The organism is Mucilaginibacter sp. OK268, from assembly GCF_900103125.1.
In the GTDB taxonomy this organism is placed as follows: domain Bacteria; phylum Bacteroidota; class Bacteroidia; order Sphingobacteriales; family Sphingobacteriaceae; genus Mucilaginibacter.
In genome coordinates this window covers 65,006-90,933 of record NZ_FNJV01000010.1, presented here as the reverse complement: position 1 = coordinate 90,933, position 25,928 = coordinate 65,006, and the positions used below count along the sequence as shown (strand labels likewise).

Annotated in this window: 25 protein-coding genes; 8 read left to right on the top strand and 17 right to left on the bottom strand. The window is 43.2% G+C overall.

What is annotated here, in order from left to right:
- Window positions 1-85: 85 nt before the first annotated feature.
- From BLR84_RS24830 to BLR84_RS24820, 3 genes are all read left to right on the top strand, one after another.
- A complete protein-coding gene (locus tag BLR84_RS24830) occupies window positions 86-433 on the top strand; it encodes a hypothetical protein (protein ID WP_090472964.1) in 348 nt (115 codons plus the stop codon).
- A 150-nt stretch (window positions 434-583) separates the two neighbouring features.
- Window positions 584-1,270 (top strand): peptidylprolyl isomerase, encoded by a 687-nt coding sequence (locus BLR84_RS24825; RefSeq protein WP_090472963.1) that lies wholly within the window; start codon window positions 584-586, stop codon window positions 1,268-1,270.
- A gap of 178 nt (window positions 1,271-1,448) precedes the next feature.
- Entirely contained in the window at window positions 1,449-2,216 is a 768-nt protein-coding gene (locus tag BLR84_RS24820; protein WP_090472962.1) for an exodeoxyribonuclease III, read from the top strand.
- A 538-nt stretch (window positions 2,217-2,754) separates the two neighbouring features.
- Here the strand turns inward: BLR84_RS24820 and BLR84_RS24815 are convergent.
- The 7 genes from BLR84_RS24815 to BLR84_RS24785 form a co-directional block, all read right to left on the bottom strand.
- Window positions 2,755-3,123, bottom strand: a complete 369-nt coding sequence (locus BLR84_RS24815) for a DoxX family protein (RefSeq protein WP_090472961.1) — start codon at window positions 3,121-3,123, stop codon at window positions 2,755-2,757.
- 491 nt (window positions 3,124-3,614) lie between these two features.
- Window positions 3,615-4,178 (bottom strand): elongation factor P, encoded by a 564-nt coding sequence (gene efp, locus BLR84_RS24810; RefSeq protein ID WP_090472960.1) that lies wholly within the window; start codon window positions 4,176-4,178, stop codon window positions 3,615-3,617.
- A 136-nt stretch (window positions 4,179-4,314) separates the two neighbouring features.
- Window positions 4,315-4,935, bottom strand: a complete 621-nt coding sequence (locus BLR84_RS24805) for an ABC transporter ATP-binding protein (RefSeq protein ID WP_090472959.1) — start codon at window positions 4,933-4,935, stop codon at window positions 4,315-4,317.
- A gap of 123 nt (window positions 4,936-5,058) precedes the next feature.
- Window positions 5,059-5,844 (bottom strand): acyl-ACP--UDP-N-acetylglucosamine O-acyltransferase, encoded by a 786-nt coding sequence (gene lpxA, locus BLR84_RS24800; RefSeq protein ID WP_076371333.1) that lies wholly within the window; start codon window positions 5,842-5,844, stop codon window positions 5,059-5,061.
- On the bottom strand, window positions 5,841-7,250 hold the full coding sequence (locus BLR84_RS24795; protein WP_090472958.1) for a bifunctional UDP-3-O-[3-hydroxymyristoyl] N-acetylglucosamine deacetylase/3-hydroxyacyl-ACP dehydratase: 1,410 nt from the start codon (window positions 7,248-7,250) through the stop codon (window positions 5,841-5,843). The genes lpxA and BLR84_RS24795 overlap by 4 nt, the downstream gene beginning before the upstream one ends.
- A 100-nt stretch (window positions 7,251-7,350) precedes the next feature.
- Complete coding sequence (gene lpxD, locus BLR84_RS24790) at window positions 7,351-8,394, bottom strand: UDP-3-O-(3-hydroxymyristoyl)glucosamine N-acyltransferase (protein ID WP_090472957.1); 1,044 nt, start codon at window positions 8,392-8,394, stop codon at window positions 7,351-7,353.
- Between the two features lie 151 nt (window positions 8,395-8,545).
- Window positions 8,546-9,772, bottom strand: coding sequence for an HD domain-containing protein (locus BLR84_RS24785; protein ID WP_090472956.1), 1,227 nt, complete (start codon window positions 9,770-9,772; stop codon window positions 8,546-8,548).
- Between the two features lie 266 nt (window positions 9,773-10,038).
- On the opposite strand from BLR84_RS24785, the gene BLR84_RS24780 reads away from it, so the two are divergent.
- Window positions 10,039-11,592 carry a T9SS response regulator signal transducer PorX gene (locus BLR84_RS24780; RefSeq protein ID WP_090472955.1) on the top strand — a complete coding sequence of 518 codons (1,554 nt, stop codon included), beginning with the start codon at window positions 10,039-10,041 and terminating at the stop codon, window positions 11,590-11,592.
- A gap of 186 nt (window positions 11,593-11,778) precedes the next feature.
- Here BLR84_RS24780 and hisS read toward each other — a convergent pair whose 3' ends face one another.
- On the bottom strand, window positions 11,779-13,236 hold the full coding sequence (hisS, locus tag BLR84_RS24775; protein WP_090472954.1) for a histidine--tRNA ligase: 1,458 nt from the start codon (window positions 13,234-13,236) through the stop codon (window positions 11,779-11,781).
- Between the two features lie 138 nt (window positions 13,237-13,374).
- Here hisS and BLR84_RS24770 point away from each other — a divergent pair, with 138 nt between their 5' ends.
- Entirely contained in the window at window positions 13,375-13,881 is a 507-nt protein-coding gene (locus tag BLR84_RS24770; RefSeq protein ID WP_090472953.1) for a GNAT family N-acetyltransferase, read from the top strand.
- 35 nt (window positions 13,882-13,916) lie between these two features.
- Here the strand turns inward: BLR84_RS24770 and BLR84_RS24765 are convergent, their stop codons facing one another.
- From BLR84_RS24765 to BLR84_RS24740, 6 genes are all read right to left on the bottom strand, one after another.
- Complete coding sequence (locus BLR84_RS24765; protein ID WP_090472952.1) at window positions 13,917-14,384, bottom strand: low molecular weight protein-tyrosine-phosphatase; 468 nt, start codon at window positions 14,382-14,384, stop codon at window positions 13,917-13,919.
- 74 nt (window positions 14,385-14,458) lie between these two features.
- Window positions 14,459-15,253: a S1/P1 nuclease gene (locus BLR84_RS24760; protein ID WP_090472951.1), complete on the bottom strand. Its 795-nt coding sequence runs from the start codon at window positions 15,251-15,253 to the stop codon at window positions 14,459-14,461.
- Between the two features lie 81 nt (window positions 15,254-15,334).
- Complete coding sequence (locus BLR84_RS24755) at window positions 15,335-15,871, bottom strand: fumarate hydratase (RefSeq protein ID WP_143013993.1); 537 nt, start codon at window positions 15,869-15,871, stop codon at window positions 15,335-15,337.
- A gap of 68 nt (window positions 15,872-15,939) precedes the next feature.
- A complete protein-coding gene (fumC, locus tag BLR84_RS24750; protein WP_090472949.1) occupies window positions 15,940-17,337 on the bottom strand; it encodes a class II fumarate hydratase in 1,398 nt (465 codons plus the stop codon).
- A gap of 89 nt (window positions 17,338-17,426) precedes the next feature.
- Window positions 17,427-18,083, bottom strand: coding sequence for a DUF6624 domain-containing protein (locus BLR84_RS24745; RefSeq protein ID WP_090472948.1), 657 nt, complete (start codon window positions 18,081-18,083; stop codon window positions 17,427-17,429).
- 50 nt (window positions 18,084-18,133) lie between these two features.
- Window positions 18,134-19,138 carry a tetratricopeptide repeat protein gene (locus BLR84_RS24740; protein WP_090472947.1) on the bottom strand — a complete coding sequence of 335 codons (1,005 nt, stop codon included), beginning with the start codon at window positions 19,136-19,138 and terminating at the stop codon, window positions 18,134-18,136.
- A gap of 108 nt (window positions 19,139-19,246) precedes the next feature.
- Here BLR84_RS24740 and BLR84_RS24735 point away from each other — a divergent pair, with 108 nt between their 5' ends.
- From BLR84_RS24735 to BLR84_RS24725, 3 genes are all read left to right on the top strand, one after another.
- Window positions 19,247-20,461 (top strand): serine hydrolase domain-containing protein, encoded by a 1,215-nt coding sequence (locus tag BLR84_RS24735; protein WP_090472946.1) that lies wholly within the window; start codon window positions 19,247-19,249, stop codon window positions 20,459-20,461.
- A 123-nt stretch (window positions 20,462-20,584) separates the two neighbouring features.
- On the top strand, window positions 20,585-20,890 hold the full coding sequence (locus tag BLR84_RS24730) for a YbaB/EbfC family nucleoid-associated protein (RefSeq protein ID WP_090472945.1): 306 nt from the start codon (window positions 20,585-20,587) through the stop codon (window positions 20,888-20,890).
- Between the two features lie 568 nt (window positions 20,891-21,458).
- Window positions 21,459-22,139, top strand: coding sequence for a metal-dependent hydrolase (locus tag BLR84_RS24725; protein WP_090472944.1), 681 nt, complete (start codon window positions 21,459-21,461; stop codon window positions 22,137-22,139).
- Between the two features lie 176 nt (window positions 22,140-22,315).
- Here BLR84_RS24725 and BLR84_RS24720 read toward each other — a convergent pair whose 3' ends face one another.
- From BLR84_RS24720 to BLR84_RS24710, 3 genes are all read right to left on the bottom strand, one after another.
- Entirely contained in the window at window positions 22,316-22,498 is a 183-nt protein-coding gene (locus tag BLR84_RS24720; protein ID WP_090472943.1) for a hypothetical protein, read from the bottom strand.
- A gap of 75 nt (window positions 22,499-22,573) precedes the next feature.
- Window positions 22,574-23,836 carry a glucose-1-phosphate adenylyltransferase gene (locus BLR84_RS24715; RefSeq protein ID WP_090472942.1) on the bottom strand — a complete coding sequence of 421 codons (1,263 nt, stop codon included), beginning with the start codon at window positions 23,834-23,836 and terminating at the stop codon, window positions 22,574-22,576.
- A complete protein-coding gene (locus tag BLR84_RS24710) occupies window positions 23,826-25,259 on the bottom strand; it encodes a glycogen synthase (protein ID WP_090472941.1) in 1,434 nt (477 codons plus the stop codon). Before BLR84_RS24710 ends, BLR84_RS24715 begins: the two co-directional genes overlap by 11 nt.
- Between the last annotated feature and the right edge of the window lie 669 nt (window positions 25,260-25,928).

Sequence of the window (25,928 nt, the reverse complement as noted above, 5' to 3'; positions counted from 1 at the left end):
TGGTTCATAGCCTTTTACTATGAACTATCATCTATGAACCATCTGCCCTCAACTATGAACAAATTTATCACTTATATTTGCCGGTATGACACCTGCCGAAATTAATGTGAAATGGGATGCGCTGCAGCAACGTATTGCCCAGGATTTTGATAACGAAAAACCCGATCTGAAAGTAATGCTGTTTTTAATTGGTGTGCAGGAATTGGGCCAGGGACCACGCAAATTCAGCAAACGCCAGAAGGAAGAGCTGATGCATATTGCCAATTGCCGCCTTTTTAGTATGCTGGGTTTTTATGAGCTGGAGGGCCTTGACCAGGACGGTTGGCCGCATTGGAAAAGAACAAAGGTTATCCCTAATTATACCTTGCTGGAGCAGGAGATGATCCTCAAATCACTGATGATCAGTTATTTTGAAGAACTGGAGGGAAATTAGATGCTTTTTGCGGCTTCACTGCAAAAAGCGTAAAAACGTAAAAAATAACGTCATTGCGTAGCGTAGCAATCCCCGATTTGTAGAGCCGCTCTGTATATTAGGGATTGCCACGCTACGCTCGCAATGACGTACTAACCGATCTAACGATATATGAAAAAACTCTTTACTATAACTCTGCTCCTGCTGAGTATTGCCGCCTTTGCCGGGCCACCTAAAAACCAGTATGTACGCATTAGAACCAGTTATGGCGATTGTATCATCCGCTTATATAATGAAACGCCTCTGCACCGCGATAATTTTATAAAACTGGCAAAAAAAGGCTTTTATAACGGCACTTTATTTCACCGGGTGATACAGAACTTTATGATCCAGGGTGGCGACCCTGATTCAAAAAAGGCAATACCTGAATTGGAACTGGGCGATGGCGATGTGGGTTATACCGTACCTGCTGAGTTCAGGGACAGCCTGTTTCACAAGCGGGGTGTACTGGCCGCGGCACGCGACGAGAACCCGAAAAAAGCATCAAGCGGATGCCAGTTCTATATCACCGAAGGCAAACGTTTTACTGATGGCAAGCTGGATACACTGGAGAAAACCCGTTTGAAAGGCCGCAAGATACCGGCATGGCAAAGGGAATGGTATAAATCTGTTGGCGGGGTGCCTCATCTCGACCAAAATTATACTGTTTATGGTGAGGTAATTTCGGGGCTTGATATGGTGGACCGTATTGCTGCCGTAAAAAAGGATGCGTGTGATCGCCCACTAACGGATGTTCCTATGACAGTAGAGATTCTCAGTAAGAAAGAGTGCCGGCAATTGGATAAAATACTACGTTGATATCGGGTTTCGGATGTATTTGTTTGAACCATGATTAAGGGATTAAATGATGGCCCTGATTACGATTTGACTAGAAAATCCTTTTATTCCCTAATCAAGTAAATCGGGGTTCTGACAATTCCCAAAATCAAAAAAATCGTACCTTAGTCGTTCAAAAATCCAACATCTAAATTCCAAAATGAAAATAATAACCTATAATGTTAATGGTATCCGCTCGGCCATCAGTAAAAACTGGTTGGCCTGGTTACAGGCTACTGATGCCGATGTGGTTTGCCTCCAGGAAATTAAAGCGACCCCTGATGTATTAACCGATCTTGGACTGGTAGACCAGCTGGGGTACAAACACTACTGGTTCCCGGCCGAAAAAAAAGGATACAGTGGTACCGCTATCTTTAGTAAACAAACACCTAAACATATTGAATATGGCTGCGGCATCCCTGATTTTGACCGTGAAGGCCGTTGTATCCGCATTGATTTTGACGAAGTATCCGTCATGAGCGTTTATTTTCCGTCGGGTTCCAGCGGCGATGAGCGCCAGGTGTTTAAATACCGGTTTTTAGATGAATTTGGCAGATACCTTACACTGCTCAAAAGCCAATATCCCAAACTGGTGGTATGTGGTGATTATAATATCTGTCACCGTCCTATTGACATCCACAACCCTAAATCAAACGCCAACTCTTCCGGCTTTTTGCCCGAAGAACGCGAATGGATGGAGAAATTCATCGAAGGGGGCTTTATCGATACCTTCCGTCACCTGAACAAAGAACCGCATAATTATACCTGGTGGAGTTTCAGAGCGGGTTCAAGAGGCAAAAACTTAGGTTGGCGTATTGATTATGCCATGGCCAGTACCGAACTGGAGGCCACCATTAAACGTGCCGCCATTTTACCCGAAGCCAAACACTCCGATCATTGCCCGGTGTTGTTGGAGCTGGAGTTTTAGTCCCCCGGCCCCCTGAAGGGGGGGTGCATGAAACAATTAATAACCCACACGTCATTGCGAGGTACGAAGCAATCCCCGATAAGCAGATTCGCTCTGTATAGCATAGAGATTGCTTCGTACCTCGCAATGACGCGCGGAGACAGACATAAAAAGAAAGAGGCCGTCTCATAAGTAATTATGAGGCGGTTTCTTTTTATTGAGATAGTTTTGGCAGCTCATTAGGCAGTAAAGGTATATCTGCTTAAAAGCGGCTGTTTGCTTGTTGTGTAGGTTGATTTTTTGACGAAAAGGGACGAATAAGCCTTTAGGCTTTCCATTTTCTGAGGTTATGAGCGATAGAAAGTAACCCGATCTTGATCTATTTATTTAAGGATCATAATGAGTTCTGGTGATGTGTTATTTCACGCTGAATTTATAACTTCAAGTTGTTACAAAAGCAAGACGAAAGTACAAATGTTAATGCACTTCCGTCTGCTTCAAAATTGCCAAATAACCTGCTGGCTGATGCTGTTTTTTGCCCCTGGGAGGGAAGGTATTGCTATGCTAACGCAGCGAACCTAAGATATACCACAGCTGCTGACAGTATAAAAACTATAATCAACATTGGGAGCATTTTGTATTCTTGCTTTTTAGTATGAACAAACATACCTGCTACCATAATTATGCAAAAGCAAACGGCTGTGATTGGCGTTAAAATTGGCACAATACCTGTAAGCCACGGAATTATAATACCAAAACAACCTAACAACTCAAAAATTCCTAATATTCGGATTGGTATTATAGAATCATTCGGTGTCAAATGTCCGTCTGAAACGTGTTTTTTTTTGCTGCCACTTATTTTCCCATAACCAGGCATAATAAAAAAAGCAGCAAGAAGTCCCTGTATTATCCACAAAATTGTATTCATTTTTGTTCATTATGAAGTTAAAAATTAGCTATTGAAAACGTTGATGGATAAGCATAAAAAATTGCCTTGAAAAAAATCAAGGTTGCTCTCCAGTAGATTTTGTTTAAACAAAATCTCTTTTTTCTTAACTTCTTTCTAATCTTTTTTCGGATGGTCTAACCAAAGATTTACATCTTCCATGTAATGAACTTATTTGTGGTAATGATGCAAAGATAGTAAAATGATTATGCACCAACGGTTCGCCAAAAATGACGAGTTCAATCATTTCTGACCTGTATTGTTCCTTTTCCTTCATTTTCATTCAGGGCACGGACGGTGTTGTTTGATTGAAAAACTTTAATCTTGCAGTAAATCTATACCATGGAAGCTGCAATATCCCGCCCGGTTAATGAATATAAAGAGGCTATCCTTTTGAGACAGCCTCTTTCTTTTTATCATGTAACGTAATATGTAATTCAAAAGTTCTCCGCCAGCCGGCGAAGGTTAGGGGGCTACGCTTTCACACGCTCAACGTAAGTGCCGGTAGCGGTGTCTACTTTTACTTTATCACCAATGTTAATGAACAGTGGCACACGGATCTCGGCACCGGTTTCAACGGTAGCATTTTTTAGTGCGCCGCTTGAGGTATCGCCTTTAACAGCAGGCTCGGTGTAAGTAATTTCCAGTTCGGCAGAGCCTGGGATAGAACCCATGATCGGTTCTTCGCTTTCAAAAGCAACAATCACGTTCATGCCTTCTTTTAAAAATTTAACCGCGGGACCAAATAATTTTTTAGGGATACTATGCTGATCATAAGTAGTATTATCCATTACTACCAATGTTTCGCCCTCGTCATATAAATATTGATAATCGCTTGTTTCAACACGGGCAATATCTACCTCTTCGTCGGTACGGAAACGGTATTCAACCAATTTTCCTGATTTTACGTTACGCATACGGGCCTGGTAAAATGCACGTAAGTTACCTGGTGTACGGTGTAAAAACTCTTCAACCTGCACTAATTCGCCGTTAAAGCGAAGCACATTTCCATTCTTAACATCTGATGCTTTAGCCATAAAAAAATATTGAGGCCGCAAAATTAGAAATTTGATTTGAGATGTTAGATATGAGATTTGAGATTTTTTATAAAGCCAGATGAATAAATATTTGATAATCACATGTCTCAAATCTCATATCTAACATCTCAAATCTCTATTGTTTGTAATCCGAAATGCCCAGGCGTTCATTACAAAAGCCATACTCGTGCTCCTGGTTTGAGCAGATGATGGTTAGGCGGTTGTGCGCAAACTGCTCCACGAGGCCCAGGTACCAGTCAACACCCTGCGTATCCAGATTGGATGTGGGTTCATCCAACATCAGGATAGGGGTATCGGCACAAAAGGCCAGTATCAGCTTCAAACGCTGTTTCATACCTGATGAAAAATACCTGATCAGCTTGTTTTCGCTTTTGGCCAAACTTAACAAACCGATCAGTTCCTTTTTGTCGATACCGGGTTTGTATTGTTTAAATTTAAAGTGAAAATCAACCATCTCGGTGAGGGTAAACTCTTCTATCAGCTCCAGGTATGGTGCAGCAAGACTCAGATGCTGAAACACCTCCGTTGCCTCAACCGGTTTATCCTGAAAAGTATAGCTGATGGTACCTGCCGAGGGTGTGAGGCTGGCGTTTAAAACCTGCAGCAGTGTTGATTTGCCAGAGCCATTAGGGCCTAATATGGCGTAAGCCTGACCGCTGTTAAAAGTATAATCAACCCCCCTGAAGATCCAGTCGCGGTTAAATCTACGGCCGATGTTTTGAAGGGTGATGTTCATATTGTCTGAATCAGAATTTACAGAATTTCAAGATATACAGAATAATAAAAGATCCAATTAAAATCAGAATAGTAAGAATTCAGCTAATTCTAAAATTCTGTAAATTCTGATTCAGACTAAAAATTAAGTATTCCCAAAGCCCTTCATGATACCTCTTTGCGAGTTTTGCAAAAAGTTAATGATCTCATCGCGTTCGATGCTTGGGGTAAACTCGGCCTCGATAATATCAAGGGCCTTGCTCACATTATATTTTTTCAGGAATATGATCCTGTAGATCTCCTGGATCTCGTTAATGGTTGCTGCTGAAAAGCCTCTGCGGCGTAAACCAACGGAGTTGATACCTACGTATGATAGCGGCTCGCGACCCGCTTTGGTAAACGGAGGAACATCTTTACGTACCAGCGACCCACCAGATATCATACTGTGCGCGCCGATCTCTACAAACTGGTGTACGGCAGATGAGCCACCCACAAAAGCATAATCGTAAATATTGATATGTCCGGCCAGTTGTACCGAGTTGGCAATGATCACATTATCACCGATAACGCAATCATGCGCTACGTGCACATAAGCCATCAGCAGGCAATTACTGCCAATAGTGGTGGTATTTTTATCCAAGGCGGTACCCCGGTTAAGCGTAACGCACTCGCGTATGGTGGTATTATCACCTATAGATACGGTGCTTTGCTCGCCTTTATATTTCAGATCCTGCGGAGGGGCAGATACTACCGCGCCGGGGAATATGCGGCAGTTTTTACCGATGCGGGCGCCATCCATAATTACGGAGTTGGAGCCGATCCAGGTACCTTCGCCAATCTCCACATCCTTGTGGATAGTCACAAAAGGTTCAATCACCACGTTGTCGGCTATTTTAGCCTGCGGGTGTATGTATGCTAAGGGTTGGATCATGCTTCGTTGGTTTTATTAACTTTTACAATTTGCGCCATCAATTCGGCTTCTACCACAATACGTGAGCCAACCATACCAATACCTTTCATTTGGGCAATACCACGTCTGATAGGGGCAAGCAGGTTGCAATGGAATATGATGGTATCGCCAGGCACAACCTTGTCCTTAAAACGGGCGTTCTCTATCTTCAGGAAAAGGGTAATATAATTTTCTGGATCAGGTACAGTGTTTAGTACCAGGATACCACCGGTTTGCGCCATGGCTTCTATCTGCAATACGCCAGGAAAAAGCGGCGAACCCGGGAAATGCCCCATAAACAGGTCCTCGTTCATGGTCACATTCTTTAATCCTACCACATGGCTTTTTGACAGCTCCAGGATCTTATCGATCATCAGCATTGGCTGCCTGTGTGGCAATATCTTCATGATTTGAACGGTATCATATACCGGTGTCATGTTAGGGTCATACACCTTTACGTGTTTGCGGCTCTTTTCTTTTTTGATAAGCGCCTTTATCTTTTTCGCAAAAGCCACGTTAGCCGCGTGACCGGGCCTTGCGGCCATGATATGTCCTTTCAGCGGAACACCAACCAGGGCCAGGTCGCCTATCATATCCAGCAGTTTATGCCTTGCGGGCTCATTCTGGTGGCGTAATTCAATATTATTTAATATACCCTGCGGCGCTACTTTTATGTCTTTACGGTTAAAGAGTTTGGCCAGGTGGCTTAGTTCTTCCTCATCGACCTCTTTATCCACCACTACAATGGCGTTGTTCAGGTCGCCGCCTTTAATCAGGTCGTGCTTTAACAACATTTCCAGTTCATGCAAAAAGCAAAAGGTACGGCATGAGGCTATTTCCTTTTTAAATTCGGCAATGGTTGAGATACTGGCATGTTGACTGCCTAATACTTGTGAGTTATAATCAACCATGCAGGTAAAGCGGTAATCATCAAGCGGCATAGCCACCATCTCCACTTTACGGTCGGGCTCAGAGTAATGTATATTGTAAGGTATATGATAGTATTCGCGGTCGGCATCCTGTTCAATCAGGCCGGTTTCCATGATCACATCAACAAACTGTATAGAGCTGCCGTCCATAATGGGTGTTTCTGGGCCATCCATATCTATCAGCACATTGTCTATCTCCATACCTACCAGCGCAGCCAACACATGTTCAACCGTGTTTACGGTGGCCCCATTTTGTGAAATGGTGGTACCACGCGAAGTATCGGTCACATTATCAACATCGGCATCAATGATCGGCGCACCAGGCATATCAATCCTTCTGAATTTATAGCCATGGTTTTCTGCCGCCGGGTTAAAGGTCATGGTTACACGCTGACCAGTGTGTAAGCCTGTACCCGAAACCGATACCGGCGCTTTAATAGTTCTTTGTTTTACATTCATATTTACAACGTTCAGTCGTTCATTAGTTCAGTTGTTCATTGCTAAAATAATTCATCAGTAATCGCGGGAAAAACTTCCGTAAAACTAATGAACCTGCGAACTAATGATTACCTTTTCTGAGTTCTTCAATTAATTTTTCGAGTTCATAAACCTTGCGGTCAATCTCAGGCAACCTCCTTAATTTAGAGTGCGCCTTCAGATAATCCTTAAACGGCATATAAGGCGTACCGCCCCAAACCATACCCTCTTCGGTAATGGAGCTGTTGATGCCTGTTTGTGCTGATACCTGTGTGCGGCCGGCAATATTTAAATGACCGGAAATACCCACCTGGCCGCCAATAACGGCATTTTTGCCAATTTTTGTACTGCCGGATATACCCGCCTGGCCTGCAATAACCGTATGCTCGCCAACCTCAACATTGTGCGCTATTTGCACCAGGTTATCAATCTTTACACCTTTACCTATAAGGGTTGAGCCCATGGTGGCCCTGTCAATAGCGGTATTGGCTCCCACCTCAACATCATCCCCGATAACCACATTGCCAATCTGTGCAATTTTTGTATAAGTACCATCGGGATTGGGTGCAAAGCCAAAACCATCGCTGCCAATCACCGCTCCCGAATGTATGGTAACGTTATTACCTAGCACACAATCGAAATAAACAGTAGCCCCCGAAAACAAGGTAACATTATTGCCGATAGTAACATTATCGCCAATGTTAACATTAGGATATATTTTACAATTATCGCCAATTTTTGTGTTGGTGCCGATGTAAGCGAACGCGCCTATATAAGGGTCGGCGCCAATTTGAGCTGTTGGGTGTATAAAACAAGGCTCCTCGATGCCTTTTTTGTTTAGTTTAAGGGTATTATATTGTTCCAAAAGAACCGTAAACGCGCTGTAAGCATTTTCAACACGTATCAAAGTAGCCTTTACCGGCCCGCTAAGCTGCTGATCCTGATTGATGATAACCACAGAAGCGTTGGTGGTATATAAAAACTGTTCGTACTTGGGATTGGCCAAAAACGTAAGACTTCCGGCATCGCCATCTTCTATCTTAGCCAGCTTATCAACCTTCACAAAAGCATCGCCCTCAACAGTTCCGTTGAGTAATAAACTTATTTCCTGAGCACTAAATTGCATCGACAAATTTAAATGTTAAAATTAAAGCAGCAAATTATTAATTAGTTGTTAGTTATGCGTACCGGCTTTTGTATTAAATATTAATCATATCTTCATTTATCGGGCCAAAAGTCAGTGCTCAGCGTTAGGACACCTTGCCGGTCATTTACCCCTACAACAAATCTTTACTATAACAGGTAATATGTTTTTTAACCGTTTTGATCAGCGCTTCCAGGTTTGAGTTGTCGCTGGCTTTGGTTATATCACATACCTCTCCATCTTTCATCAGTATGCCTATATTACCATCCCCGGCTGTATAAGCATTGTTACGTATGGATGTGGTAAAAACAAAATAGGAGGCATCCTGCTCGCTGATACCATATTTTTCCATCGCCTTTTTGGTTAGCTGCGCCACAAATGCGGCATCCGGTTCTTCATTAGTAATATCAACATGGTAAAGATTTCGCTGAACCAGGTTTTTGGCCAGGGTTGACAACAAAAAATCCGGGTGGCTGGCCCAAACTTTCACTGCCGACATAATATCGGCATCATCCAAACTCGCGAAAATATCCAGGTGATGATCCTCTTTCTTAAAAACCTCCCGGCTGATATTGCTTTGGATAAAATGCTTCAGTGCGGGTGTGGCAAACAGATCCTCACCCTGTAATATCAACTCGCGACCGCGTTTAAATACTTTCACCAGCAATTCCTCACCGGCTATAACGGTTTTATGCAGATAAACCTGCCAGTACATGAGCCTGCGTGCTATCAAAAATTTTTCGATAGAGTAAATCCCTTTGGCTTCTACCACCACATGATCGTCTTTCACGTTCAGCATCTTGATGATACGGTCTGAGCTGATCACCCCTTCGGATACACCGGTAAAAAAACTATCGCGGTTCAGGTAATCCAGCCTGTCCATATCCAACTGACTCGATACCAATTGATGCAAAAACCGGCGTGGATAAGTATCGTTAAATATATCAATCGCCATGGTTAAACTACCGCCAAACTGCTCGTTTAGTTTGTTCATCAACATGGCCGATATGTCTTCATGCGCTACACCTGCTATGATGGTACGCTCCAGCGCATGTGAAAACGGGCCATGACCAATATCGTGCAGTAATATGGCTATGGTTAAAGCTTCTTCCTCGTCATGACTGATCTGATGCCCTTTGTTACGCAGCGTTTCAATGGCCATGGCCATCAGGTGCATAGCGCCCAGGGCATGATGGAAACGGGTATGCAAGGCCCCCGGGTATACCAGGTGGGTCATACCTAACTGCTTGATATATCTTAACCGCTGAAAATAGGGGTGTTCTATCAGGTCAAATACCAGCTCGGTAGGGATACTGATAAAGCCATAAACAGGGTCGTTTATAATTTTCTTTTTATTCAAGTTGGATGTTTACGATGCAAAAATGTAAAACAAAGGTAAAATAAGCGCATGATGTTTGTTAATTTTTGTTAATACCTTTACTTATCAACAACAAATCGCTCCCTTTGAGGTTTATTGTCTGAATCAGAATTTACAAAATTTAAGAATTACCAGAATATCCTTGTTTAAAAGTGGATATTTGATCAACTTAATCTTATTCATACCATTCTGAAAATTTTCAAATTCGGAAAATTCTGATTCAGAATACTTTAAATACAGATACTACTATGCAAGACACCACCATTTTATGGGCCGATGACGAAATTGACCTTTTAAAGCCACATATACTTTTCCTGAACGAAAAAGGATACAAAGTAACTACCGTAACCAACGGCAACGACGCCGTTGACGCTTTTAAACAGCATTATTTCGACCTGGTTTTCCTGGATGAGAACATGCCGGGCTTAACCGGTCTGGAAACCCTGCAGCAGATCAAGAATCTGAATAATGATGTGCCCATTGTGTTGATCACCAAGAACGAGGAAGAATACCTGATGGAAGATGCCATCGGTTCCAAGATCGATGATTACCTGATTAAACCGGTGCATCCTAAACAGATTCTGCTCACCATAAAAAAGCTGACCGAAAACAAACGGCTGGTTACCGAAAAAACAACCATGGCCTACCAGATGGATTTCCGGACGCTGGGTATGACGCTTAACGACAACCTGAGCCACCAGGAATGGGTAGATGTATACAAAAAACTGATATACTGGGAGCTGGAGCTTGAAAAATTGGAAGACGCCGGTATGCACGAGATATTAACCCTGCAAAAAGCCGAAGCCAACGTGCAATTCTGTAAGTTTGTTGAGCGTAATTATTTAAACTGGATCAAAAATCCGGAATTTGCCCCAACCAGTTCTCCGCAACTCTTTAAAAAGAAAGTGTTCCCTAAACTGGATGGCAACGGTCCGCTGTTTTTTATCCTGATAGATAATTTGAGGTATGATCAGTTTAAGGTGATCAACCCTATTATATCTGAGTATTTCCGTTTGGAAGAAGAAGATACTTACTACAGTATTTTGCCTACCGCTACGCAATATGCCCGTAACTCCATATTCTCGGGCCTGATGCCTTTGGAAATGGAGAAACGCTACCCTACCATGTGGCAGAACGACGAGGACGAAGGTGGTAAGAATTTATATGAATCGGAGTTTATTGCTGATCACTTGAAACGTGTACTACGCAAAGAGTGCAAATACTCCTACCACAAAATACTGAACATTGATGAGGGTCGTGCCTTGAACGAGTCAGTAAGCAACCTGATGAACAACGAGCTGAACGTGGTGGTATACAACTTTGTGGATATGCTATCCCACGCCCGTACCGACATGCAGATGATCCGTGAGCTGGCGAGTGATGATGCCGCATACCGCTCACTCACATTATCATGGTTTGAACACTCGCCTTTATTTGACCTGCTGAAGTTTTTGGCCTCCAAACAGGTACGTGTGGTGATCACTACTGACCACGGTACCATCCGCGTTAAAAACCCAAGCAAAATTGTGGGCGACCGTAATACCAATACCAACCTGCGTTACAAACAAGGCAAAAACCTGAATTATAACGCCAAGGAGGTATTCCACATCCGCAACCCGCATGATGCCATGTTGCCTAAACTGCACCTGAGCTCGAGCTTTGTATTTGCCAAGGAAGACAGCTATTTTGTATATCCAAACAACTACAATCACTTTGTGAATTTTTATAACGAAACCTTCCAGCACGGCGGTATTTCGCTTGAGGAAATGATCATCCCGATAGTTACTTACGGGCCTAAATAACCCCCTAGCTTCCTGAAGGGGAGCTTTTGAAAAATAAAAACGGCCATCACTTTTTGAAAGTGATGGCCGTTTTGTTATTTATCCTGTCATGCCGAATTTATTTCGGCATCCCACACGCAAGGTTTACAACATGCTGGTTAATTGTCCTGTGAGATCCTGAAACAAGTTCAGGATGACCCGTATTTCTTAGTATTTACCAACCATACGCTTCACAATATCATCAGCACTCAGCTTTTCCTGTTCGCCGGTTTCCATGTTTTTGAAGGCCAACAAACCGCTTTGTATCTCCTCGCTGCCGATCACTACGGTGTAGGGGATATTTTTATTGTTGGCGTACTCCATCTGTTTTTTGATCTTGGCGCCAGCGGGGTAAAGCTCGGCATTGATATTCTGGCGACGTAGTTGTTGCAACAGGGGCAGGCCGTATAACTCGCCTTCTTTGTCGAAATTACAGATCAATACCTGTGTGCTTTGGTTGGCCGCGGCCGGGAATAAATTCAACTCTTCCAACACATCATAAATACGATCGGCACCAAAAGATATCCCAACACCGGTTAATCCTTTAAGACCGAACATGCCGGTCAAGTCATCATAACGGCCACCACCACCGATGCTGCCCATGTTTACTTCGTTGGTTTTTACTTCGAATATGGCGCCGGTATAATAGTTTAATCCGCGGGCAAGGGTAATGTCCAACTCCAGCTTAGCGGTTTGCAATGGGCATTTTTCGATATAGCCAAACACCGTTTCAATTTCGTCACAGCCTTTCAGTCCCACTTCCGACGAAGCCAGTGCCAGGCGCAGGCTTTGCAGCTTTTCGGTATTAGATCCTTCCAGTAAAATAACTGGTTTTATCTTGTCGATATCGGCCTCGGTAAAGCCACGTTCAAGCAATTCTTTGATCACGCCATCAAGTCCGATCTTATCCAGTTTATCTATAGCTACAGTTAAATCAATGATGTTATCAGCTTTATCTATAATTTGCGCGATACCTGATAGAATTTTTCTATTATTAATTTTAATGCTGAAATCTTTCAATCCAAGCTTGCTCAAAGCCTCGTCATAGATCATCACAAACTCGGCCTCGTTCAATAAAGAATCAGAACCAACTACATCTGCATCGCACTGGTAAAACTCTCGGTAACGACCACGCTGCGGCCTGTCGGCACGCCAAACCGGCTGTACCTGGAAACGCTTGAACGGGAAAGTGATCTCATTCTGGTGTTGTACTACGTAACGCGCGAAAGGCACGGTGAGGTCGTAACGGAGGGCTTTTTCGGGTTCTACAAGTTCCCTAATTTTCGATCTTAAATCAAAAACTTCTTGAAGATCAAATAACTTAATACAATCCCTGCCCTCTTCATCTTTATAAGAAATTTGCTTCAGTCGTTCCTCATATTCTTTTAATTTACTTTCATTCCAAAAATTGCCACTGTTCAATACTTTAAATATCAACTTATCCCCTTCATCTCCATATTTACCAGTAAGGGTTGACAGATTCTCCATCGTCGGTGTTTCTATCTGCTGATAGCCGTATTTACGGAACACGCTTTTAATGGTATCAAAAATATAGTTGCGTTTCACCATTTCGGTTGGTGAAAAATCGCGGGTGCCTTTGGGTACAGATGGTTTGATGGATGCCATGCCGCAAATGTACAAAAAAGCAAATTATGGCTTTATTATAATCCAGCCTCTGTAACACGTCCGCTTCAAGCCCAGTATTAACTTAAATGACACTCTTTTTACCTAAGCACTTGCGGAAAAAATATATTTTTGAGAACCATGAACATTATTGCCCAAACGCCGCGCTTGCTGATACGTGAATTTACACCCGAAGACGAAACCCTTTTACTTGACCTTGATGCTGATGCGCGTTTAACCCGCTACGTAAAAAAACGCACCGAGCAGGAAAGCAAAAAGGTTTTTAAGGATACTCTGCGGGATTATCAAAAGCAATCGGGTATGGGGCGCTGGGGTATCTTTAACCTCGCGGATAATGATTTTGTGGGTGTTTGCATCCTCAACTATAGTGAATTTGATAGCAACAGCATTGAACTGGGCTACCGCCTGCACCTCAAATACTGGGGATCGGGCATAGCTACGGAACTTGCCCAGGCATTGGTATCGTACGGGTTGAACGAAATCGGACTTAAAGAAATATGCGCGGTTACGCATCCCGAAAACAGGGCATCACAAAAGGTTTTATTTAAAGCAGGTTTTCAGCCGCACGGTCGTGCTTTTTGGTATGGCGAGGATCTTCCTTTTTTTAAGGTGAGCCACCCCCTCTAAATCTCCCCCGACGGGGAGACTTTAAAAAAAGCACTTTAAGTCCTCTCCTTTGGAGAGGGTTGGGTGAGGTTCTTCAACTCTTTAATAATATCCTTGCAACCACCTTCAATCAGTTCAAAAACGGGTTCAAATTGGTTATCATCGTAATAAGGATCAGGAACTACTTTATCGCCAAGCAATAGTTTTACTTTTTGGGCGTCATCGTCATCACGGGCCATGTTCAACACATCGCTCAGGTTGTTTTTATCCATCACAAAAATATGATCAAAACGATCAAAGTCTTTTGTTTTAAACTGACGGCAAACCTGTTTGCTGATGTCGATGCCGTGGTTACGTGCGGCACGAACAGAACGCTTGTCGGGTCCTTCGCCCACATGCCAGCTACCGGTACCAGCCGAATCCACCGTCCAGTTTAAACCCTGCTCATCACTCAGGTGCTGCATAATGCCTTCTGCCAGCGGCGAACGGCATATATTGCCCAGGCAAACCATTAGTATTTTCATTCGATTAAGCTTAAAGCACAAAGCCGAAGGCCAAAAGCTTTTTGCTTTAAGCTTTCGGCCTTTCGCTTAAAAATTTATCCAAATATCTTATTCAATACACCAGCAAGACGTACGCCTGCTTTCAGCATTTGATGATTCAATATGTCGATGTATTTAAAATTGTATTTATAGCTCAGGCTATCTCCGGTTTTGGTATCGGCGTATAATTTTTCGGCCAGTTGATTGCTTTCGAATAACCATTCGCTTATTGGGGCGCTTTGCAATTTGACACGCTCTGCCGCGGTGGAATGATTGATCATGGCTGCATATTCGGTATAGCTCAGTTGCTGAATATCGATCAGTCCGCTGTCCCAAACCGAATGCAGATTGCTTTCCTTACCAAACCATTGTACTTTAACATCGTTACCGCCCTTATCGTTGGTATGGCCGGTATGTAATGGCTGATGCACATCCTCCACAATATGGATCAGCATGTGCAGGTAGATCAATTTATTAGCCTTGGCAAGTCCCGGTTTTTTTAACTCCGCTATCAAGAAATTAAGCTTAGTATAGGCATCGGTAGCAGTATCCGCTTTTAAATAAGCCTGTAGCTCCGGATACGTATAGCCTTTATCCAGATCAATAAAATGCCAATTGTACATGTAGTTGTAGGCTGGGTCTGATTTAATAAAATCGGCCCAGTTACTACCAATGGCTATCGACTCATAACCTAAAATTCCTTGTATAGCTTTGCGCGCTTTGGGGGTTAAATAACTGTCGGCTATCTGTCCGCAAACACGGTGACCGGTAGGTCCCCAGGCCATACTTTGCAATGGAATATAAAATACAGCGATAAGCAGGATGATCTTTTTGAAAAATTGGGTTTTCATTATTTTAATTTTTTTAATGACAATAAAGCTATCATAAGTCTTTTATATTTTATTCAAATGAATACTCATGATGGATTATTGTTACAATGGTTTTGGTGAGCAGCTTGTTCGTTTTATTAAATGGGCGTTGATGGGTATAACGTTGGATGTACTGGCAAATTGGATAAGCGAATCCGTTTTTTGTTTCACCTTAAAATATTCTTCATAATCGCCGGAACGGAAGCAACCTTTCTCATCTTTATAACTGCCATCAGCATTACAAAATTCCCCTTTCAGGTGTATGGTATCCTGCCGTTGAGTATAGGTTCCTTTGATGTACTCGGCCCAGTGGCCGCTGTTCATACAGCTATCGGCGCCGTAATTTACTTTGCTATAGGAACTGATCTTTACAAAGAACGAATCGCAGCTGAATTTAAGATCATAAAGCGAATAGGCAACTAATCGTTTTTGCGCCGGTACAGAATCCTGGCGCCATTCGCCCTGAACATATTTTTCGCCCGGCTTTTGTTTATCCGGATTCATGGTACAAGAGTAGAAAGCCAAAAGCAGAAAGCTTAAAGCCAAAAGCTTAAAGCGCGAGGTGGAGGATGGAAAGTAAAAGCTAAAAGGCTTTGACATAAAATTTGCTATAAAAGCAGTAAATAAAAAGCCCCTCTCCTTCAGGAGAGGGGTTTGGGCTGAGGTTCTTATTTTAATGAACCTATCATATCTTCGGGCCTTACCCATTGGTCAAATTGCTCGTTGGTTAACAAGCCCAGGCCTATGGCGGCTTCGCGTAGTGATGTGCCTTCTTTCAGCGCAGTTTTGGCAATTTTAGCCGCGTTTTCGTAACCGATGTGCGGGTTAAGCGCGGTAACCAGCATCAGCGAGTTTTCCAGGTGCTTTTTAATGCCTTCGTAGTTAGGTTCAATACCAACTGCGCAGTGGTCGTTAAATGACACACAGGCATCACCAATTAAACGGGCCGACTGTAAAAAGTTGGCAGCCATTAAAGGCTTAAATACGTTCAGTTCGTAATGTCCGTTTGATCCGCCAATAGATATAGCCACATCATTACCCATTACCTGGGCTGCCACCATGGTAACCGCCTCGTTTTGGGTTGGATTAACCTTACCCGGCATAATTGACGACCCCGGCTCGTTATCAGGGATATGGATCTCGCCGATACCTGAACGCGGACCAGAAGCCAGCATCCGGATATCGTTAGCTATTTTCATTAGAGATACGGCTATCTGTTTCAATGCACCATGGCTTTCCACAATGGCATCATGCGCAGCAAGAGCCTCAAACTTATTTTCGGCTGTAATAAATGGCAAGCCTGTAAACTTGGCAATGTATTCGGCCACTTTTACATCATAACCTTTAGGGGTATTGATGCCTGTACCTACAGCGGTACCACCCAAAGCAAGCTCAGATAGGTGATCCAACGTATTACGCAAGGCTTTAAGACCGTGATTTAATTGCGATACATAACCTGAAAATTCCTGACCAAGTGTTAATGGCGTAGCATCCATCAGGTGGGTACGACCGATCTTTACCACGTTTTTAAACGCCTCTACTTTAGCCTGCAAGGTATCACGCAGTTTTTCAATACCGGGGATGGTTACATCGATCAGTATTTTGTAGGCCGCGATGTGCATAGCGGTTGGATAGGTATCATTTGATGATTGTGATTTGTTCACATCATCATTCGGGTGAATGAAGGTTTTGCCTTCGCCCAGTTTATTTCCCTGAAGCACATGTGAACGGTTGGCCACTACCTCGTTCACGTTCATGTTTGATTGTGTACCTGAGCCGGTTTGCCATATCACCAGCGGAAATTCGCTGGCTAAAGCGCCGGTTAATATTTCATCGCAAACCTGTGCTATCAGGTCGCGTTTTTCGGCGGGCAATACGCCTAGATCAGTATTGGTATAAGCGGCAGCTTTTTTCAGATAGGCAAACGCATCGATGATCTCTTTAGGCATAGATGCCTCCGGACCAATTTTAAAGTTATTGCGTGAACGCTCTGTTTGTGCTCCCCAGTATTTATCGGCAGGTACCTGTACCTCGCCCATGGTATCGTGTTCGGTTCTGAAACTCATGGTAGTATTAAAATTTTAGCAGGGCAAAGTTATGGTTTTATATGAAGTAAGGGAATGGCTAAGCGTAATCTTTTTAATACAGGAATTGGTTATCTAACCTCCGCTATGGTAATCACTTTATAATCCACATCCATCCTTTTCGCGTTCTGTTCAACCGTTTGATCAAAACCCGCCTTCTTGCGACGGGCATTTACATTGGCCACATCCTTAATAGGCCAAATGTACCAACCGATATCCTTTCCGTTTTTAAGTGGTAGGCATGAGGCCTGTGTGCCGTAGATCTGTTCTTTACCATGATTAGATAATTGCCTGTCAAGCATCATAGCATATAGCCTATAAGGCAATTCTCCCTTATCCGCAGCCTTTTTAATTATGGGTAAATATTTATCAATTTTAGACGAATGTTGAATTACATTCCATGCAGCTTCATTTGTGGGTTCACCTACCAATGTTTTGCCAGGATAGCCGAATTTTTTAAACACCTGTTCCACAAAATCAATATTCATCGAATCCAGGTGATGTTGCAATTTCCAATAATAATTCATCGCATGCGCAATTGAAAGAGATACACTTTTAGCTACAGAATCCCTTTTAGATGGCTCCATTAAAAAAGTTAATGCTTCCCGGTACTTCTGATCGAGCACAATCACACTGTCCATTTGCCGCTTCAAAGTAACATTCAGCTTATGCTGCCCAATGGCAGCATGGCAAACAAAAAGAAATAGAATAAGGATTACCAGTTTCATAGATTTAAGCTTGTGATTGATAACGTTATAAAGCTTAAAACTATTGCATCTCAAAACTTTCTTTCCTCACCAGCTACCCATACTTCCAATGCCTTGCGCTTGTCCTCATTCTGTTGCAGCCATTGCGTATCGGCAGCCTTATTAGCGCTCAGGTCCATCAACCGGGCAAAAGTGGGCATGTGTTCTGTTTGGGCTAGTTTGTAAAAGAACTCTGTGTAATAATTCGTGAAGAACTCATTCCCGGTTTGTTTTTCGGATAGCTGGCCTATGGCTATAAATATGGCCTTTAACTGGGCGGCCAGTAAATCGGCAGGGGAGGCATATCTTCTGTTGTTGGTAGTGGCAGCCGCGGTGAATATTGCTTTATTTAAGGCGATGTTAGCTGCATCTGTTTTCCCTTCAGTTTTTAGTACTCCTCCTTTTAAAATACTTTGCATATTGGTATAAGCCTCTGCAGAGCGTGGGCCATCGGGCTCCAGCAATAAAAAATTGCATAAGGCTAGCAGGGCAGGAGCACGTTTGTTTTGATGGAATGTTACCAAACCATATAACCGCTGACTATTGGCGTGCTTAGGATCAAGCTTAATAGCTTCCATGGCGGCCAGTTCAGCATCGGCATATTTACCGGACCTGAAATAGGCCAGCCCTATGTTAAAATACAAGGGCTGGTAATCCGGCTTTATATTTATTCCTGCTTTATAAGCATCTATAGCTTGTTGTGGTTGTTTAGCGGCATCATAAATGCTCCCCAGGAGCTCGTAGGCCGGCCCCGTAAAGTTGTTACTTGTTTTAACTACTTTATTTAAATATGGAACTCCATCCATACCCTTACCGGATGAAAATAGTGAAAAAGCTACCTGGTAATTAGCCTGGATATTTTCCGGATCAGCGGTTAGGGCTTGTTTGTATTTTTCAATAGCGGCGGTATAGTTATGCGCGTTGTTAAGCTCAATCCCCTCTTTTACCAACGCGCTTACATCTGCATTTTGGGCGTACGTGGCAATCGACAACAACAAAAATAAAATAATGAGTTTGAGTTTTTTACTTAAATCCATACCTAAACATACAAAGAGAATCTACTTTAAAGAAAAATTTAAAACTTTAATTCGTACCTGCGTTATAATTTCTAATTTTCGCATTCGTTTAAGTTGAGAAATTCATTTATGAGATTAGTGTACCAAAGCATTTTAACAGCTACCGCCTCCCTGCTGATATTAACATCCTGTTCGTCAAAAAACAATGATAAAAATAAAAGTGTAAGTCCCGCCGAAAGCAAACCTTTAGATACCGCCGCCCTGCTGGCCTATAACCCCAAAAACGCCGATAAAAAGATAGATGAGGTGATGAAAGAACTTCACCGCACCCGTGGCTTTAACGGCAACGTGCTGGTGGCTAAAAAAGGGAAAATAGTTTATGAAAATGCGATAGGCTGGGCCGACTATCTACACCGCGACAGCCTGAAACTAAGCTCGCAATTTGAACTGGCTTCTGTTACCAAAACCATGACCTCCACCGCCATTTTAATGCTGATGGAGCGCGGTAAGCTTACTCTTAACGATGACGTAAAGAAGTTCTTCCCAGATTTTCCATACGATGGCGTTACTATACGCCTGCTGCTTACGCATCGCTCGGGTATGATGAACTATGTATATTTTATTGATGAGATATACCGCAGTCAGCATTTGAACCAGAAAAAGGGGCTAACCAATGCCGAGGCCATGAAAATGATAGCCGACTATAAACCGCGCCCGTTTAATGTACCTAATAAACGTTTCCTGTATAATAACTCCAACTTTATGGTGCTGGGCGCTATTATTGAAAAAGTGAGCGGAGTGAGCTATGCCGATTTCATGAAACAGAATGTATTTGCCCCGGCCAGCATGGTGCATACCCATGTATATTCCAAAGCCGTGTACGACAAGATACCGGTTGACGTTGTAGGGCATGATCGCGGGCAATGGCGATATTCTGTAGCGCAAAATTTCCTGGACGGCCCGGTAGGCGATAAAGGCATTTACAGCACCGTTGGCGACTTATTTTTATTTGATCGTGCTTTGCGGGCTGGTCGTTTATTAAAGCAGGCCACGCTCGATTCGGCTTATGTACCGCGCAACCCGATGGTGCATGGCCACTTTAGTTATGGTTATGGCTGGCGTACGTTTACCGCGCCAGGACAGCAGGTTATTTACCATACCGGCTGGTGGCATGGTTTCAGGCACATTTATTTGCGCGATATGAAAAACGATATCACCATCGTATTGTTAACCAATTTAGCCAATGGCAGTTTGTTAAAACTGGACGATCTGTTTAAGGCCGCGGGTATGCCTGTTGTACGCAAAAGCGCTTACAGTGGCAACGGTGATACCACTGATGATTAAGGACCGGATGTGCAGATATGCAAATTTCAGATGTGCAGATGAAAACATTTACTCATCTACACCTCAGTTAATATCATCTGCACATCTGAAATTTGCACATTTGCACATCTAATTTTAAATACCATGTTTGATAAACTAATGGAAGCCCAGCAAAAGGCTGGCGAAGTAAAAAAACGCCTGGATGCCATCAGCGTATCCGGAGTGGCCGAAGGTGGTAAGATCACCGTTACTGCGAATGCCAATAAAGTAATACAATCCATCCATATCGATAGTGCTTTCCTGGCCGATGCCGATAAAGAAGAAATTGAAGAACTATTGGTAGTGGCCATGAACAAGGCGCTGGAGCAAGCCGAAAATATCAGTCAGAGCGAAATGGCAGCCATGACCAAAAATATGTTTGGCGATCTGGGCGGTATGTTTGGGAAATAAGCCCCCAAATTGGGTTTACATGGTTTACACTTTTCTGGGCTATCATTTTTATATTTAATTGATAATCAAGTAATTAATAATTATTTGTGCCGTTTTGTGGGTTTACACTGTAAACCATGTTTTAGGGCCTCCGCAAGAGACGTTGAGTAATAATCCATGATTAGGCATAGTATATTAATAATATTACAAAATGTGGCTGTCACCCTGAGCTCCGTCGAAGGGTAGAGCGCAGAGGCCTGCCCACCATGCTTCGACAGAAAGACAAGCCGCAGATTCGACTCACCCGGTCTGCGCTTTGCTGGACCATCCTCTCTCCGGCTTCGCCGCAAAGAGGGTTGAGAAAAAAGAAATGAAAATCCCCTCTATGCGCAAAGCGGAGAGAGGGGTGACGAGCGCAGCGATGTCGGGGTGAGTGGATATGCGTCTAATTTTCTCCTTATGTCTACTCACGGTCTATTACCCTAAAAGCGATCATCTTTGTAACTTTTCTGCCATGAGATACTTATGTGTTGCAACATTCAGTTATAAGTATTTAGCTTTGACCCATTCAAACAAATTAACGACTAAAATGAAAACTACCTATTACGGACAATCGACCATTGAGATAGAGGCAGGCGGCAAAAAATTGCTATTTGATCCTTTTATCACCCATAACGCATTGGCTAAAAATATTGACATCAATACCATTAAGCCAGATTATATCCTGGTATCCCATGGCCATGGCGACCACGTTGCCGACCTGATCGAGGTGCAAAAAAATAGCGGCGCTAAAGTGATCTGCATAGCCGAAATCGCTAATTGGTTGAACAGTAAAGGCATCGACAACGTGCACGGCATGAACATTGGCGGTGGGTTCAACTTCGAATTCGGACGGGTTAAAATGGTTAACGCCATACATTCCAGCACTATGCCCGATGGTGCAGCAGGCGGCAACCCTGCCGGCTTTGTGATCTATACCAACGAGGGTAAAAACATATACTTTGCCGGCGATACCGCGCTTACCTATGATATGAAATTGCTGGCAGATGATAACCTGGCCTGGGCTTATTTACCTATTGGGGATAACTATACCATGGGTGCCGACGACGCCATAAAAGCAAGCGAATTTATTAACTGTAAAAACATTATCGGTATGCACTATGATACGTTCCCGGTAATTGAGATTGATAAAGATGAAGTGGCGGAGAAATTTATCAAAGCCGGTCTTAACCTTAAGTTACCTGCGGTTGGCGAAACTATCGAGTTGTAAGAAGAATCTCCAGAACCGTCATGCCGAACTTGTTTCGGCATCCCACAAGCTGGTTGTAAACCTATGGGTGAATGTCCTGTGAGATCCTGAAACAAGTTCAGGATGACTTGGGAATTACCCAACAAAAAGGCCTCCTGGTAGTATCAGGAGGCCTTTTTGTTGGTGAAAGAGGGTCACTACGCTTTCGTAGTATCCTTTTTAGTAGAATCTTTCTTTTCTTTTTTGTGTTTCCACTTTTTCTTGCTCTTGGTTGTATCAGTTTGCATGGTACTGTGCACGGTTTTTACCGGTACTCCATAAGCAAAAACGCTTCCGAAAGAAATCGCTGTTAGGGCGATTATACAAAGTGCCTTTTTCATAGTTGTTACGTTTTAATTAAATAGTTTTACCTATCTATAACAAATCAAGCACCGATTGTTTGTGTTAATTTTTAATTAAATAATTGTTCCGTCTGGTATAACCGCGCGTTTTTTGATCACCACAATGCCATCCTGTACGGTGTGCGTGTCAAAATCACCATCAGGTAACGTTTTACCCATGTTTATTTTAACATCGTTACCGATGTAGGTATTTTTATCAATAATGGCATTTCTGATCTGGCACCGTTCACCTATACCCATTATCGGCTCCTTATTTAATTTCAGTTCGGCTATCTGCTCCAGGGTTTGATAACTGTCGTTACCCATTACATAGCAGTTTTCAATGATCGTTTCTACACCAATACGGGTACGGATCCCGATCAGCGAGCGTGTAATTCGTTTGGCATTAATGATACAACCATCGGCAATAATGGATTTTTCCATCGTTGTACCCGATATTTTTGATGGTGGCAGCATACGCGCCCTGGTGTAGATATGATTTTCGCCAAACAGGTTAAACTTGGGTATATCATCTGTTAAATCAAGGTTGGCCTCAAAAAACGATGGAATAGTACCAATATCTGTCCAATAGCCTTCATATTGAAAACTGGCCACCTTGTGTTCGTTGATGGATTGCGGGATGATCTCTTTACCAAAATCGGTACGGTCGTTGCCTTCCAGCAGCTCATACAAAAGCTTACGGTTAAAAATATAAATACCCATCGAAGCCAGGTAAACCCTGCCCTCGGCTTTCATTTCATCGCTTACCTCTGATGCCCAACTTTCAAAATCCGATTGTGGCTTTTCAATAAAAGCGGTAACCATACTATTCTCATCGGTTTTTAATATACCAAAACCCGGAACGTCGGCAGCATCAACCGGAATGGTAGCTATGGAAATATCGGCTCCTGTATCAATATGATGATTAATCATTTCCTCAAAATCCATTTGGTACAACTGATCGCCCGACAGGATCAGCACATATTCAAATTCATGAACAGCCAAATGGTGCAAACTTTGCCTCACTGCGTCGGCTGTACCCTGAAACCAGGCTCCGCTTGTTGGCGTTTGTTCGGCTGCCAAAATATCAACAAAAGCATCACTAAAGCTGCTAAAGTGATAAGTGTTTTTGATGTGCTTATTTAACGATGCCGAGTTAAATTGCGTTAATACATAAATACGGGTAATTCCTGAGTGCAGGCAATTGGAGATAGGAATATCAACCAACCGGTATTTGCCGGCAATAGGAACTGCGGGTTTAGAGCGTGTTGCCGTAAGGGGGGATAAACGACTGCCCTGGCCACCGCCAAGTACAATTGAAATTACTTTAGATGTCATATCTCGTAGGGTTTAAACTTTCATACAGATCAATATATTCTTTTGCCGAACGGTCCCACGAAAAATCGAGCGCCATCATGCGTTTGCGCAACTGTTGCAATTGAGCCTGGTTTTGATAAAGTGTACTGGCACGGAAAATAGCATAACCGATGTCATCAACGCTGGCATTATTAAAACGGATACCATAGCCATTCTCGTCGCCAAAATCAATTACCGAGTCGATGAGGCCACCGGTACTGCGCACCAGCGGCATAGTGCCATATCTTAAGGAATACAACTGGTTAAGACCACATGGTTCAACCCGCGAAGGCATCAGTAAAAAATCGGCACCGGCATAAATCAGGTGGGCTAATGCTTCGTCATACCCGATAAACACATTGCATTGACCGGGGTATTCCTCTTTCAATTCGAGCAGGGCGGTTTCCATTTCTTTATCACCAGAGCCCAGGATCAGGAAGCTAGCCTGCCCTTCGTTATCCGTAATACTGCGTTCAATGGCTTCCGGAAGCAGATCGGCTCCTTTTTCAACTACTAAACGACCAATAAATACAAAAAGAGGTTTATCAGCATCCAGGCCAAACCTTTCGCAGATCACGCTTTTATTAGCTTGCTTTCCTTTGGCTATTTGTTTGGCCGTAAATTTAGTGGCTATCATGGCATCCGTTTGCGGGTTCCATACATCGGTATCAATACCGTTGATAATACCGTAGCCTTTTCCGCTTTCTACCCAGAACAGATATTCCAGCCCGTTGGAGTTCACCGTAAGCTCATGCAGGTAAGTAGGCGATACTGTGGTATACTTCCAGCAGCATTTTACAGCCGCCGCCAGTGGGTTAATGCCACCGGCCCAATCCAGCAAACCTGTTTTTGTCAGGTCGATCTCGGGCAGGTAGGATAGATTATCCCAGCCAAAAGCGCCATGATACTGCCCGTTGTGAATGGTGAATACCGTAGGCGTATTAGCCAGTCGCTGGTATAATTTGGAGTGGTACAGTAGGAACGGTACCAGGCCGGAGTGATGATCATGACAATGGATCACATCGGGTGTTTGCCCGCTATAACTTATCCAATCTAAAAAAGCCAGCTGAAAAGCGATAAACTGCTCCCGTTCATCCGGATAGCTGTATACGTTTTCACGATCAAGCAGTCCGGGTATTTTTACCAGGTACAATTCAAAGCCCAGCTTATCCGTTTTTTCTTTTAATATCTCAAAAAAAAGCCTGCGGGTGCCCAATAAAGTAGCGGCGCTGAAAACCACTTCAAATTCGTTTTCACGGGTGAATTTGCGGTCGTAAAAAGGCATAACAACAGCCGCCTGCAAACCCGCCTGATTTTGGTATTTGGGCAATGCCCCAACCACATCAGCAAGCCCGCCAACTTTGGCAACGGGGTAACATTCGGCACTCAGATGGAATATTTTCATTAAGGTTTTATTGGTTCAATTTAAGCAAAGATTGCTAAAAGAGAAACCTATCTGAATTAATATAGTTTTTGAAATTTAGACAGATTATTGTAAAAAACTTATTAAGGTTTTGAGCCTTAAATTGCGGTATTTGCACCAAAAACATAGAAAATAGCAAGTGCGGGGTTGAGCCTCCGGGTACACTGAGCGGGCTTTGCTATTCTAAAAACTCTTATATTTTATCTTATCTGTAAATAAATTGCCGTCAACACTTGGGACGCCACCCTATTGGCACAAGTCTTAGGTTGAGAGAGTAATATATAACAAACAAGTAATATCTCTAAAGAGAAGGCTGTCACCCTGAGCTCCGTCGAAGGGTCGAGCGCAGAAGCATGCCCACCATGCTTCGACGGAGCTCATGACACCCGTCTAACCGCGGACTATTACTGTTGAGAGGTGGAGGTGAGCGCGGGCCGACTTGTGACTAACTCCAAGAACCAGGGGAACAAGCACAAGTCATCTCCCCACTAAACATCCGCACGAGACTTGCGCTAAAGAAGCGGTCTGATAACGCAGGCCGGAGGCCCGGGTAATAATGGTCACTCGGCTGGACTCGCAAGTGTTGGCAAGATATGAACACTATGTTAGGCTAAAGCCAATAACTGTTCCCTTATAGCCCGTTGGTTAAAA